The following is a 13,618-nucleotide window of genomic DNA, read 5'->3' as shown; positions in this document are numbered from 1 at the left end:
CGCCTGAGCTGGCGGGACCGCCCGGTGCCGCAGCCAGCGACCGCCATCTCGCGACCCGCCGCATCGAATCATGGCCATGACGGTGGATCCACCGTCATGGCTGCCGGGCCGCGGTGACCTTGACAGCGAGGAAGGCGCTCGGGTCTGCTCCGGGCCCTTTCAGGAGGTGTTCCCGTGGCCCGAACCGCTCCCGTACCCAACATCCCCGCGATCCCCGGCATGAACCCCGGCGTCTTCGTGATGGGCGGAGGGGGCAACGGAGGCGGGAGCGGGGCGGGCGGCGGCAACGGGTCGAAGAACGGCCAGGGCTCCGACGGGAGCAACGGCGGCAGCGGCGCGGACGGCGGCGGCAAGAGCGCCTGCGGCTCGCCGGGGAAGGACGGCGGCGGGTGCCCGCAGCACCACGGCGGCAAGAACAGCGGCGCGGCATCGCACGGCGACCCCATCGACGTGATCACCGGCCGCGTGTTCACCGCGCCCGTCGTGGACCTCGAGCTGCCAGGGCCGCTGCCGCTCGAGATCGCGCGCTCCTATTCCACGACGAGCCGCGAACGCGACATCGGCCTCGGCCACGGCTGGACGCACACGTTCGCGTGGGAGGTGGAGCTGCGCCGCGGCGGGGGCGCGATCGTCTGGACCGAAGACGGACTGGACGTGTCCTTCGGGGTCGTCGAGCGGGACACCGGGGTGATGGGGCCGCACGGATGGGTGCTCCACCGGCACGAGGAGGGGTTCGCGCTCGACGTGCCCGGCGGCACGCGGCGGATCTTCGCGCCGGACCTGGGCGACCCGGCGCGCCGGCGCTTCCGCCTCGCGGCCGTCGAGGATCGCGCCGGCAACCGGATCACGCTCCACTTCAGCGGGGCATCGCTGTCGCGCATCGTCGACTGCGTGGGCCGCACGATCCGTGTGGTGACGACACGCGAGGGGCGCATCGCCGCGCTCGAGGTCGTGTGCGCCTCCGGACGGGTCGTGCGCTTCGCGACGTACGAGCACGACCCGGCGGGGAACCTCACCAAGGTCACCGACGCGGACGGGCATGCGACGGCGTACGCATACGATGACGACCACCGGCTCGTCTCGCACCGCTTGCCGACGGGCCTGGTCTTCTTCTTCCGCTACGACAACGAGGGCCGCGGCATCGAGTCGTGGGGCGCGCATGAGAGCGGCGCCGACCCGTGCCTCGCGGACGACTTGCCCGAGCTCCTCGCCGACCGGCGCACCAGGGCCAAGGGCATCCACCACGTCAAGGTCGAGTACGGCCCGCATGGCTACAGCGAGGTCACCGACGCCGCGTGCACGTTCCGGTACGCCGGCAACGAGCACGGCAAGGCCGACAAGGCCGTGATGAGCGGGCGCGTCTTCACGCGGACCTACGATCCACGCGGGCACCTCACCTCCTACACCGACCCGATGGGCGCGACCACGCGCTGGGAGCGCGATCTGTTCGGCAACGAGACGCGAGTCGTCGACGCGCTCGGGCAGGTGACGTGCATCGAGCGCCTGCCGAACGGCGACATCACCCGGATCGTCGATCCCGACGGCAACGAGACGGTCGTCGAGTACCTGAAGGACGCGATCCTCATCAAGGATCCCACGGGCGCGCTGTTCGAGGTGCGTTACGACAAGCGCGGGCTGCCCATCGAGACGATTGCTCCGAACGGGCGGGCACGGCGTTACTGCTATGACGACCACGGCAACGCCGTCGAGGCCTCGGACGAGCGCGGCGTGGTGCTCTGGCAAGCGACCTACGACGAGCTGGGCCGCTGCAGCTCGGTGCGCGACGAGGGCGGCGCGGTCACCCGCTACCGGTACAGCACCAAGGGGCTGCTGCTCTCGGTGGAGGAGCCGGGGGGGCTCGTGTGGCGGTTCGAGCGGGACGGCCTGGGCAACGTGATCGAGGAGATCGATCCGAGCGGCCGGCGAACGGTCCTCGTGAGGGGCGGCACCGGCTCGCTCGCCGAGGCGCGCCTGCCCGACGGGAGCACCGTCCGCCTGCGCTACGACCGCAAGGAGCGGCTCGTCCGCATCGTCAACGCGCGCGGCGAGACCTATTCGTTCGAGCTGGGGCCCACCGGCTTGAAGGAGCGCGAGCGCACCTTCGACGGGCGCGAGATCAGCTACGACCACGACCTCGCCGGCCGCGTCGTGCGTGTGGCATTCGCGAGCGGCCACGAGGTCTTTCTCGAGCGCGACCTCCTCGGGCGCGTCGTCAAACGAACGCGCGCCGACGGGACCGAGGAGACGTTCGAGCACGACTTCCGGGACGACGTGCTGGCTGCCGAGACGCTGTCCGGGAGGGTGGAGTTCGTGCGCGACGCCGCGGGCGCGATCGTCAAGGAGCGGCAGATCGTCGACGGCGAGGTGTTCGAGATCCACGTCGAGCGCGACGCCATCGGCCTGCCCGTGCGCCTCCGGACGTCGCTCGGCCACACCGCGGAGTGGCGCCGCGACTACGCGGGGCACAGCTTCTCGTTGCGGCTCGACGGGGCCGACGAGATGCAGGTGCGGCTCGACCTCGCGGGGCGCGAGCTCGAGCGCGTGCTGTCAGACGGCGGGCGCATGCTGCTGCGCTACGATCTTGCCGGCAGAATGATCGAGCGGCGCGTCACCTCGCCCGCGATCGAGCGGCCGTTGCGGCCGGGGGAACCCGCCTGGGTGGGTGCGCGAGAGCCGGCGGCGACGATAGATCAGCGCATGGAGTACAACCCGTCGTCCGAGCTCGTCGGCCTGTGGGACGCGCGGCACGGGTGGACCCGCTACCAGCACGACGCGCTCGGACAGATCCTTTCGGCCGTGCCGGAGGGCGCGCACGGCGAGCTCTTCGCCTACGACCCAGCGGGCAACGTCCACGACGCGAGCGGGACGGGCGCGGGCCGTGCGTACGGCCAGGGCGACCTGCTCGTGCGCGACGGCGCGACGACAGTCGTCTGGGACGAGTTCGGCAGGCTCGCCGAGCGGCGCACGCGGACCGAGGCGGGCGAGCGCGTCACGTCCTACGAGTGGGCGGAGGCGGGCACGTTGTCCGAGGTGGTCCTGCCCGACGGAAGCAAGGTCAAGTGCACCTACGACGCGTTCGCGCGGCGGCTCAAGAAGGAGGTCTACCGGCGACGGAACGACGGAAGGTGGGCGCTGCTCCGGCAGACGCGGTTCTACTGGCACGGGAGCACGCTGCTGCACGAGATCACCGAGGCCGAGGGCGTCAAGTTCGAGCGGCGCTACTGCTTCGACGACGGCGGCGAGCCGCTGGCGCACCGGGAGATCGTGCGCCGCGACGGCGAGGTCCGCGAGGGGGCGTGGGTCTACTACGTCAACGACATGGCAGGCTTTCCGGAGCGGCTCGTCGACGGCGACGGCCAGATCCTCGCCGAGATCGCGAGGACGGCGTGGGGCGACGCCGCGATGCGCGACGGCGCGCGGGCGGCGACGCCGCTGCGGCTCTTGGGGCACTACGCCGACGCGGAGACCGGGCTCCACTACAACCGCTACAGGTACTACGACCCAGCGCTCGGCCGGTATCTCTCGCCGGATCCGGTGGAGCCGCTCGGCGGGCTCAACACGTTCGCCTATGCCAGGAACAATCCCTTCGACTTCGGGGACCTGCTCGGGCTCGTCTATTCGCGCATCGTCGACAACAGCACCCGGCCACCGACGGTGCTGTACGAGGGGTACAACATCTACGAGGGCGCGAACAAGACCCCGGACCAAGGGGGGCACATCCCGCATGACTACCACAAGAACTCGTGCGCTGAAACCCAAGCGATACAGCGCATGAAGAACGACATCCTCGACGAGATCGACAAAGAACAGGATGCCGCTGCGAAGAAGGGAACGAAGAAGAAGCCATTCATCTCGATGTCCAGAGACGAGAGAAAAGCGGAGGCGACCCGTAGGCTAAAAGCCAGGTTCGATAACCCAACCCTCTCGATCGAGACATTTCAGAGCAGAGACGGCAACCGCGTCAACCCCTGCAACAAATGCCAACAAATGTTCACGGACCTCGGGATCAGCCATGCGGTCGTCGGCGAGGGAGGCAAGCGCGGCAAATTTGGGCCGTACAAGCCAAGATAGTGATCCTTCCCATGTTTAAGGAGAACCCGATGGAGGCGCGATTCTTTGGCAAAGGTCAGTCGAGAGCGTTCGACGCGCTGCGATCCTGGCACGAGGCGGGCCGCCCGGCGGCATGCGTCGTCTATGGTCCGCCCGGCGCGGGGAAGAGCACCGTCCTCGAACGCTTCTTCGGCTCAATCACCGGTCCTGGAACGTTGAAGCTCGTCGTCCACGCTGGCCGCGTGCATGGAGCTGCCTTCGAGGAAGAAGCTCTTGCGCGGCTCTCAGCAGGCCCATGGCCCGAAGGCACCGGGTTCAGCGAATATGCCTTCGGCGTCCGATCCAGCCTCGGGAATCGGATCATGAACTGGGACGGCGACGATGGCCAGCCGCAGCTCTTGATCGGCCTCATCGCGCCCGATGCATGCGTGGACTGGCCGGATAACCCCCGCCGCTCTGTGCTGGATGAGCCAGGGCCCGCCGCGCGTGTGCTGGTGGCGGTCTCCGGCACGCGCGACGTCGCCGAGCAGTGGGCAGCCCGGCTCAATCTGCGCCCCGATCGCGTAACATATGTTTCGGTCGACGGATTCCGCATCGATGAGGTCGAGCCAGCTCTCCGCGACAAGCTCGCCTGGGCGGCGATCGACGGTCCAGGTCGTCCTCGCGCCCACGTGGAAGCGATCGCAACCTCGCTCCGCGACCGCGGCGCGGCGCGACTGGAAATGCTCATGGCGACCCTCGCGTGCGCGTTCGCGCCGCTCGACATCACCGAGCTGGCGCCGCTCCTCGACGCGCAGGTCGCCGAGGTGACAGCGTGGCTCGACGCGCACCGTGACGCCATCGACTCGGCGCTCGAATGGCGTGACGAGGATCACCGCATTCGCTTCCGTCACGAAGCCCTGCGCGCCGCCTGGGTGGCAGCGAATCAGGCGCACATCGCGCTCGCTGAGCGGCGGTTGGCAGAGGCTGCCCGAGAGTTCCTTCGCACCTGGGAGAACATCGACAGGCCCCAGAGCGGCGCCGTCACCTACCTCCGCCGCTATGCCGGAGATCACCTCGTCGCCTCAAGCGCGCCGGCAGCCGATCTCCTCCGGCTGTGCGAACCGCGGTGGGCATGGCCGCGCTCACGCGAGGATCTCGCCGCGTGCCGGGTGGCGCTGGGACGCGTGCGACGCACGCTGGCGGCGCCGCTTGACGTCGCGGACGCCATGGGAATCCCGTCCGAAGCGCTATCGAGCTTCGTGAGGCTCGCGATCGCGCAGGGCGCGCTCGCAACGCTGCACCACGCGTGGCCCCCGGGAGCGGACGAGCCCGACAAGAAGGCGTGGAGCGACACGGAGCGAGCGCTCGCCGTGGCGCTCTTCGAGCTCGCGGCGCACGCCTCTCCATCTCTACGTGCGAACATCGACGCGCGCGCGCTCGACATCGTGAGGCGGACCGGCGCGGCGTGGCGCGGCGATGGATGGGAAGATGCGCTGGCATTGCTCACAGCGGTGCGCGCTGCATCGGGCGACGATGCAGCGATAATCGCCCGGTGGGCGGTCTCAGCCACGTGGCGCGCGGAAGGAGGGCCCGACAGCTACTTGAACGCGTGGCTCACCGCCGCCAACCTCCTGCCGCAATCCGAGGCTGAAGCGCTCGTCCAGCAAGCTATCAATCGCGCGCTGTCGAGCGCGAAGCCCGGGCACGCGCTCGGGCGGCTCGCCGCGGCGGAGGGGCTCCGCCACAATCAGGCGCTCGCCCTCTTCCGCACGGCGATGGCCCTCCCACCGACGTCGCGCGCGAACGCGCTCGCGCCGCTCTTGCCAGTGCTGCCGGAGGAGGAGCGCGCCCGCGCTGTTTCAGTGTCCTTCGATGCATTCATTGCCGACTACGACGAGCACGCCGAAAGGCGCGACACCGACGAGTGTACCGCGGCATTGGTTCCCTTCCTCGGACTGGACGAGGTCTCCAGGCTGCTGGACGAGGCCCTCCCGCGGCCTGGCCCGCTGGCCGTGCGGTTCGCTGAGCTCGGCGCTCCGGGACGCGCGCTTGAGGTCATCCGACAGCTCTGTGGCAGCGGCATCGACGGCGCTCGTCCGCTGCTGTGCGCCGCGGCGACCGGGGGAGGCCGCTCCCTTGTGCAGGCGGCGCGTGACGCGGTGGCCTCGCTGGATCCACCATGGGTCGCCGCGGGACTCGTGTGCGATCACCCGACGGAGGCGATCCAGGTGCTCGGGCTCGAGGCCGCGGTGGAGATCGCCGAGCGAGGCGGCGGAGGTGGCTCGGAGGCCGCGCGCATCATGGCCCTCGCGGCGCTCTGCCGCGCTGCCCCCGAGCCGTCGCGCCCCGCGCTCGCCGCGCGCGCCGTCGCTGCCTACCACGACGATTGGGATACCGTTGGTCTGGAGAGCGTGGTGAGCTGCGCTCCCTGGCTGTCGCTCGCGGACGCGGCGAGGCTGTTCGCCGTGAGCCTCGGCGACGCCGCAGAGCGGGTCACGCTCGTTGCGACGCTGAGCCGCTGGGGCGGCGTGGAGCAGCTCGCGCCGCTCATCGCGCGCATCGGCGGGGACGACGCGCTCGCCGCCGTCGCGGATGTCCTGCCCGAGGCGCTCCGGTGGACATCGCAAGCAATGGCCTCAGCGACGGGAACTACGGGCGGCTGACGGAGGGAGAACGTCCCTGTCGCCTGCTCGTGAGAGCGCGCCCACGGGCGCTCCTAGCGGTCCGGCGCTCGCCGTTTCTGTGCTCCGCCTACGGCTGCCCTCCCGAACCGCAAACGGTCTGCCGGAGGCTGCCGGCTGCCCCTCCCGAAACGCGAACGGTCTGCCGGAGGCTGCCGGCTGCCCTCCCCGGAACGCAAACGGGTAATGGTCAAGGTGCCACTCACCTTGACCAATGGTCGGACACTAGCTGTCCTAGCTGACCCGCGTCTCCGACGGCGAGTAATCGCGAAATCAGCTAGAATTAGGGCCTACCACGCAAAAGCGCCATGCCCGGCTGGAACCCGAACATGGCGCCAGAGCACCGAGCGGTAGGCCCGCCCGTCGCCCGTCAACGTCGAGCATGGGCCATGCCGCCGAGAAAGGCAAGGCCCGGCCATGTCTCTGCTGTCGGCGGAGGCGCGCGCTCGCGTCGTCTCTCAGCTCGTCGAAGGCTGCTCCATCGCCTCCACGTGTAGGCTGACCGGAGTCAGCAAGCCGACCGTGCTCGCTCTGCTGCTCCGCGTCGGAGCAGGGTGCGAACGGCTGCACAATCGCATCGTCCGTGGCGTCACATGCCACGTTGCGCAGTGCGACGAGATCTGGAGCTTTGTGCAGAAGAAGCAATCTCGGGTGACTGCCTCTGATCCTGCGGAGTTCGGCGACGCGTACACGTTCATTGCACTCGCGAGCGCGTCGAAGCTCATCATCAGCTATCGCGTCGGCAAGAGGGACGACGAGAACACCCGCGCTTTCATCAAGGATCTACGGGCTCGGCTGACCACGGTGCCGCAGCTCTACACGGACGGCTGGCAACCGTATCCAGCGGCGATCGGTGCCTCGTTCACCGGCGGCGTCGACTACGCGGTCGTCCACAAGAACTACAGCCGCAAGCCGCGTCGAGACGATGAGGTGAGGTATGAGCCACCTCGCGACCCGTTCATCACCCGGAAGCCCGTGTTTGTTGATGATCGCGGCAATCCGCGGAGATTCGGTGAAGTTCACCGGTGAAATCCGCGCCCGGTGCCGGTGAAACCCGCACCCGACGCCGGTGAAGTTCACCGGTGAAGAGGCCGCTCAGTGCTTTTTGGTGCGGCGCTGCTTGGTGCGGATGGCACTCAGCTCCTTGGCTTCCTTGAGCCGGTAGCTCTCGGCCTCGATCTCGATCACCTCGGCCCGGTGCACGAGCCGGTCGACGAGCGTAACGACGCAGGCGGCGTGCGGAAAGACCTGGCCCCAGTCGGAGAAGGCCTTGTTCGTACTGAGCAGGATCGGCTTCTGCGCGTCGTAGCGACGGGTGACGACCTCGAATAGCAGGTCGGCGTAGCGGCCATCGTAGGAGAGATAGCCGACTTCATCGATGCAAAGAAGGGCTGGAACCGTGTAGCGGTGCAGCCGGCGCGCGAGCGCGGCCGAGGACTCCTGCGCGGCGAGGTCGGCAAGCATGTCGCTCGCGGTCGAGAAGCGGACCGTGTGACCGCGGACGACGGCCTGGTGGGCGACGTTCTTGAGGATCATGGTCTTGCCGACGCCGTTGGGGCCGACGAGCACGGCGTTGTGGCCGGTGGCGAGGAAGCCGGGAGCGAAGAGGTCGTCGACGGCCTCGCGGTCGATTTTCTTGGGCCAGGACCAGTCGAAGTCCGCCATGGGCTTGAAGGCGGCTACGCGGGAGTTTTTGAGGCGGCGATCGAGGCTGCGTTTTTGGCGCTCGCGCTCCTCAATGGCGAGCACCTCGCGAAGCCAGGGCTTTTCGGCGAGCTCCTCCCAGCAGGCCAGCAGACCAAACAGGCCGAGGCTTTTCAGGCGGGCCTTGGTCTCGGTGGGCGTTAGATCGGTCATGGCGTCGGGTCCTTCTTCAGGGCGTCGTAGGTGGCGAGCGAATGCGGCGTGACGACGAGGGCGGCGTGCTGGCCGCGCGTGACGGGGATCGAGACTGGAGGCGGCAGGTGGCGCTCGGAGCGCCGGCGGTCGATCACCTGGCGCACGGCGCCGACGTGAATGGTGTCGCGCTCGAGCACCTCGACGAGCGCCTCTTCGAGCTCGGCGGCGCCGACGGCGTCGAGCAGGTGCAGAAGCCGGGCGATGGCGCTGCCGACGTTGTCTCCGCGCTCGGCGAGGATGCGCAGGAATGCCTGGCTGCTGCGGGCGGCGCGGGCGAGGCGATCGAGGCCGCGATGCTCGCGGGCGCGGCGCTTCTCGTCGACCAGGCGCTGGATGTGCTCGGGTTGCTCGATCTGCTGGCCGCGGTCCCACGAGCGGACATGGGTCGCGACGATCTCGTTGCCGTCAGCGATGCGCACCTGTTCGAGGTCGGCGAGGACGACGAGCGTGCGGCTCGTCCGGTCGTGGGGAACAGAATAGTCGTTGAGATCGAAACGCGCGTAGGGGGTCTTTCCGATCTCGACCTCGACGCGCTCATGGGCTGGAAACGGCGTGTCGGGGTGCCCGAGCAGCACACGGCTCTCGTCGTCGAAGGCCTGCCGCACGGTGCGGGCGCGGTCCTCGACCCAGGAGCGATCGAGCGCTGCGGAGCTGGTCCACTCGGTCGCTTGTCGGTTGAGGTCGTCGAGATCGGTATAGGTCCGGGCCTCGAAGAATGCCTCGCGGACGTAGCGGATGGCGCGCTCGACGCGGCCCTTCTCGTTGCCGCGAGCGACGGCGACGGGGCGCGGCTCGAAGCGGTAGTGCGCCGACAGAGCCAGGAGCATGGGGTGGAACCGGATCGCGTCGCCGTGACGCTCCACGACAGCGCTCTTGAGGTTGTCGTAGAGCAGCACGCGCGGGACGCCGTCGATGTCGGCGAACGCCTCGACGTGCCCGCGAACGAAGAAGGGCATCGCTGCGCTGGGGAAGAAGCGCAGGAAGATCCGCCGCGAGTAGCTGAGCACCATGACGAACGCCCAGAGCGGGCGCAGCGCCCGGCCGACAGCCAGCTTGCCGAAGTGCGCCCAGTCGACCTGCGCTTGCTCGCCGGGCAGCGTGCGCAGCCGCTGGAATGCCTCTGCCGGCTTCTTGGGGCGGAGACGACCGATCACTCGGCGCAGATGATCGGGACCGCCCGGATAGCCGCGCTCCTTGAGCATGCCGAAGAGGCGACTCGAGCGCAGCGAGGGATACTTGCCGAGCTGCTCGACGATGAAGGGCACGAACGGGTCGACCATCGACGGGCGCGGCGCGACGACCTTCGGGTCGACGCCCGCTTGCCCGAGCACGCGCTGAACGGTGGTGTGGTGCAGCCCGAGCTGAGCGGCAATGGTGCCCACGGGCCACTTCTCACCGTGGTAGAGGCGCAGCACCTCGGCCTCCTTCTCTTTCGCGATCACCGCCGCCTCCCGTCACCGCGGAGGGCTTCGTGGGACGCGGGGAGCGCGTCGGTGAACAGCTGACCGAGCGCGCCGCTCGCGCAGGGCCCAGGGCGGAAGCCGCGCTCCGCAGAGCGAGCAGCGGCCGACATCTCGGATCCAATCGTCATTGTTGTCCTTTCGGCCGGGGGTGATCTCCGGCGCGAGCTGGGACATCGACGCGGCCGCGGCTTGTGTCACCCTGTGATGCGTCACTTTCTGCGCGGAGAACTTGTCCCGCTGCCGGTCCCGATACCGGGCCTGGCGAGCGGCATGGAGGCGGCGAGCGCGAAGCTGCGTCTGGTAGGCCGCGCCGGCGCGGCGGAGCGACTCACGACGCTGGAGCGGGCGGCAGTCGGGGCAGAGGCGCTGGCCGCGATCGCAGCGACGGCAGAGGCGAAGCTGGACGCGGCAGCGGGCGCAGTGGGCGAGGCGGTAGGCGGACGAAGGCAACGGGCTCCATGACGCCGCTTTCTGGACCTGGAGCCCGGCTTGTGATGAAGGTGGGGGACTCCGGCAACGCGGAGCTCCAGAAGGCCCGAGGGTGGCAGCCCTCGGGCCTTCGACTTTTCGGCGGGCGTAACGTCTACGCCGCGGAGGCGAGCGTGGCCCAGATCGGCGTGGGGACCGGCGGTGAACGGTGAACGCCGCCGATCATGGGGCCGCGGTCTTCACCGATCGGACGCGGGACGCGATGCTCACCGACAGTGTTCGGCGTCCCCGATGTGGAGCACGCTTCTACAAGCCACGTAGAACGCCAGAATTGGACTATGCGGATGCATATCCGCAGGTTTACCAGGCTCTGCAACGGCTTCTCCAGGAAGCTGGCGAACCACCGCGCCGCCGTCGCGCTCCACGTCGCCTGGTACAACCTGGCTCGGATCCACGAGTCGATCCGCTGCACGCCGGCCATGGAGGCTGGCATCGCGAGGCACGTCTGGTCGATCCCGGAGCTCGTCGAGGCCGCCTTGGCGGAGCCCGAGACCGAGCCGCCGACGCCGCAGCCGCTCAAGCTCCGGACGCCGCCACCCGGGGCGCCCACCGCGCCGGCTAGGGCCCTGCCGAACGGACGCGGGTTCCTGCGGTTGGTTGGCAGCGCGCCGGCTGCGCCTGTGGCGCCTAGGCCGTCAGAGCCGCCACCTACGGCACCGAAGCCTAGGCCGATGAGGCAGTTGAACTTGTTTGAAGATGGGGAATGATGTCCCTGGACAGCGTCCGATCCAGTGCAACACTGAGTGGCATGGACGCTACTGCACACGCCTACGTCGCTTGCGCGACGCGTTGCCCGCCAGACGGATCAGACCACGGAACCTCGGCTCCGGTGGTTATAACGCCAATGTACGATCTCGATCGGGACGAGACTACGGTGACGATACACGGGCTCCCGGAGGGAGCTCATGTCGTCGTCAGTGTTCCAGGCGTTGATGATGAGAGGTTCATCTTCATCGGAAAGCGCGGTCGGACACATGCCTTTGGCTTCGGCAAAAATTCAGACGAAGGGCCAATCCAGATCGGAGTTCGGTAATCCCGAACACTACCGACCGCAGCAGGCGCACGCGCCGGTTGGCGCAAAGTTGATCGTCTGCTCGCCGAGCGCTCCGCGTTTTCTGATATTAGTCAGAGTCGTCACGTGGTCAGGAGGCAGAACGATAACGCGGTACGACCGGCCCCTGCTGGGACCAGACGCAATAAGGATGTCGTACTCAGTCGGAAACTGTGTGCCCTCGTTAAACTCCGCAGCGAGGAAGTTTGCGGCATTATTCCATGACATGGCTCACCTCACACCTTGCTCAGTTGTCCGCTCGCCTTTAATTCCGTCATAAGCTCGTCGTAGAATGCCATCGCACAACGATTCTCTAGAAGCAGCTCGCTTCCCGTCTTATTTTCCAACGTCGGAATCGCGTCGCATCGCTTTATCATCTCACAGAGCCGGATAAAAATCGGGCCAAACGTCCGCTTGATCACGGAAGCGTCCACCATGCCTCCCTCGCAGCATAGACCTATTAGCTCCATGGTGCTTAAGGCATCGTGAACCATGGCCGGCTCCGGGTTCTTGGGGTCGATCGGCTTCAATCTTGTCATGCGATCCCATAGCTGGATGACGATTTGGCGCTGGGCGAGTTGCTTTTGAGTCGCGGCCGCTTCCACGCTTTTATCGGCGGCTTTCGCCGAGCGCCACGCCGCAAATGCGGCGAACGCGGTGGCGAGCGTGTTGAAGGCGGCGATAGCAATCTCTAGTCCGGTCATGCTTGTGTCTGTCCTAGCTCTTCTTGAAGTTGCGACATCGGCACGCTGCGTATCGAAACCAGCGAAGAAAGCACCGCCCGGCCCTCGGCGGACGGACCGGGCGGTGCCACCCGCTAACGACGCGGCGTCTTGCTGGTTCTCCGCCTCGGGACCGGCGCGGCTGTGGTGGCGCGGGGAGCGTTCAGCTGCCGGTCAGGCGGCTGGCGGCGGGGACCATCGATCCTCACCTCCAGACGGATGGCCTGGTAGCCAAACTCTGAAGCGTACACGCGACGCTTCAGCCCATAGTGCCAGTAGCTCGCCACATACACAAACCTGTAGCCCGGACGGGGCTCTTCAACGGCCATGACGGCCTCCTTGTGAAAACGTGAACACGGTACGTCGAGGCGGGACCTGCTCGCCAAGACGCAGTGCGTGGGCTTGCCGGTACACGTGGCCGTGTCTACCGCCGGCGCCCGTTCACGCTCTAGAGACGCGATCGCTTGATCGCATGGCACACCTATCCCCGCTGCGACGCGAAAGTCGCTGAAAGGCGCTTGCGCAGCACCCTTCGAGCGGGTAAGGTGGCGGTTGTTGGGTGCCGCTCGCCTTCCCCGCAAGGGGCCGGTTGGTGCTGCGCAAGCCGGTTACTGAGACCGGCCCGGGCCGTTGGGGGCGCTGGAATGCCCTTACCGGCCCGAAGTCTTTGGGGCTACTGGTCCGCTACGACCTCCGTCGCGTGAGGTGCCCCGTTCATGTCGTCGGCGTCTGGCTCGAACTCATCGAGCAGACGCTCGTCGTCCTCGGATGCGTAGTCGGCCGCGTCCTGAAGGCGCAGCGGCGCTGCGGATCGGTAGCGGCCGCGTCCGGGCTTTGTGACCCTTCCGGCGCGAGCGAGTCTTGCAAGTGCCGACCGTGCCGACTGCACGTTGTCGAGTTGCAGCACCTTGGAAATCTCCAAGACGCCGAAGTCCCTGTCTGGGAACTCGTCCAGCAGGCCGACAATTCGTCTGGCCGCACTAGCTTCCGCCTCGTGCGCTGCGATCACCGCGGGGTCATGGACCTGCCTCGGCGACACGGGACCGTCGTCCGCCTCCAGCAGCAGATCGAGCTCGTATTCCAGCCTGGCCAGTTCGCTCCGTAGCGCCTGAATCTTGGCCCCGATCTGGATTATCTGCTCGCGCCTGCCCATGCCCGACCTCAGCCGTCCGACAATGTCTACGGGTACGTCCGAGGAGGAGCAAGGGCAAAACTGTTTGAACCAGTGATTTTCTGAACGAAACACCCGGGGCAGGAGTTACGCACAGGCAACGAACATCT

The 13,618-nt window shown here is 67.9% G+C and carries 7 protein-coding genes and 2 pseudogenes; 5 read left to right on the top strand and 4 right to left on the bottom strand.

Annotated features, from left to right (window positions below):
• Nucleotides 1–174 precede the first annotated feature (174 nt).
• From WMF22_RS08830 to WMF22_RS08820, 3 genes and pseudogenes are all read left to right on the top strand, one after another.
• Nucleotides 175–4,071, top strand: a complete 3,897-nt coding sequence (locus WMF22_RS08830; protein WP_438035465.1) for an RHS repeat-associated core domain-containing protein — start codon at nucleotides 175–177, stop codon at nucleotides 4,069–4,071.
• A gap of 11 nt (nucleotides 4,072–4,082) precedes the next feature.
• Nucleotides 4,083–6,695 carry a hypothetical protein gene (locus WMF22_RS08825; protein WP_438035464.1) on the top strand — a complete coding sequence of 871 codons (2,613 nt, stop codon included), beginning with the start codon at nucleotides 4,083–4,085 and terminating at the stop codon, nucleotides 6,693–6,695.
• 435 nt (nucleotides 6,696–7,130) lie between these two features.
• A pseudogene (locus tag WMF22_RS08820) lies at nucleotides 7,131–7,694 on the top strand (IS1 family transposase); the annotation flags it as partial.
• 114 nt (nucleotides 7,695–7,808) lie between these two features.
• Here WMF22_RS08820 and WMF22_RS08815 read toward each other — a convergent pair.
• Both WMF22_RS08815 and istA read right to left on the bottom strand, forming a co-directional pair.
• Complete coding sequence (locus WMF22_RS08815) at nucleotides 7,809–8,570, bottom strand: ATP-binding protein (protein ID WP_438032200.1); 762 nt, start codon at nucleotides 8,568–8,570, stop codon at nucleotides 7,809–7,811.
• Entirely contained in the window at nucleotides 8,567–10,054 is a 1,488-nt protein-coding gene (gene istA / locus WMF22_RS08810; protein WP_438032199.1) for an IS21 family transposase, read from the bottom strand. Before istA ends, WMF22_RS08815 begins: the two co-directional genes overlap by 4 nt.
• 515 nt (nucleotides 10,055–10,569) lie before the next feature.
• Between istA and WMF22_RS08805 the strand changes: the two genes are divergently transcribed.
• Together WMF22_RS08805 and WMF22_RS08800 are read left to right on the top strand one after the other, a co-directional pair.
• Complete coding sequence (locus tag WMF22_RS08805) at nucleotides 10,570–10,716, top strand: hypothetical protein (protein ID WP_438032198.1); 147 nt, start codon at nucleotides 10,570–10,572, stop codon at nucleotides 10,714–10,716.
• 63 nt (nucleotides 10,717–10,779) lie between these two features.
• Nucleotides 10,780–11,271: pseudogene (locus WMF22_RS08800) on the top strand (IS1 family transposase); the annotation flags it as partial.
• Between the two features lie 580 nt (nucleotides 11,272–11,851).
• On the opposite strand, the gene WMF22_RS08795 reads toward WMF22_RS08800, so the two are convergent.
• Together WMF22_RS08795 and WMF22_RS08790 are read right to left on the bottom strand one after the other, a co-directional pair.
• A complete protein-coding gene (locus WMF22_RS08795; RefSeq protein ID WP_437589244.1) occupies nucleotides 11,852–12,319 on the bottom strand; it encodes a DUF4760 domain-containing protein in 468 nt (155 codons plus the stop codon).
• Between the two features lie 691 nt (nucleotides 12,320–13,010).
• Complete coding sequence (locus tag WMF22_RS08790; protein WP_438035463.1) at nucleotides 13,011–13,490, bottom strand: hypothetical protein; 480 nt, start codon at nucleotides 13,488–13,490, stop codon at nucleotides 13,011–13,013.
• Nucleotides 13,491–13,618 lie beyond the last annotated feature (128 nt).

The organism is Sorangium sp. So ce204, assembly GCF_051526795.1.
GTDB classification, from domain to species: domain Bacteria; phylum Myxococcota_A; class Polyangia; order Polyangiales; family Polyangiaceae; genus Sorangium; species Sorangium cellulosum_B.
This window is presented reverse-complemented; position numbering and strand designations above follow the sequence as displayed.

Excerpts from the sequence above, each read along its gene's own strand:
- WMF22_RS08815 (WP_438032200.1), bottom strand. The coding sequence starts at position 8,570 with ATGACCGATCTAACGCCCACCGAGACCAAGGCCCGCCTGAAAAGCCTC.
- WMF22_RS08795 (WP_437589244.1), bottom strand. The coding sequence starts at position 12,319 with ATGACCGGACTAGAGATTGCTATCGCCGCCTTCAACACGCTCGCCACC.
- WMF22_RS08790 (WP_438035463.1), bottom strand. The coding sequence starts at position 13,490 with ATGGGCAGGCGCGAGCAGATAATCCAGATCGGGGCCAAGATTCAGGCG.
- WMF22_RS08805 (WP_438032198.1), top strand. The coding sequence starts at position 10,570 with ATGAAGGTGGGGGACTCCGGCAACGCGGAGCTCCAGAAGGCCCGAGGG.
- WMF22_RS08825 (WP_438035464.1), top strand. The coding sequence starts at position 4,083 with ATGTTTAAGGAGAACCCGATGGAGGCGCGATTCTTTGGCAAAGGTCAG.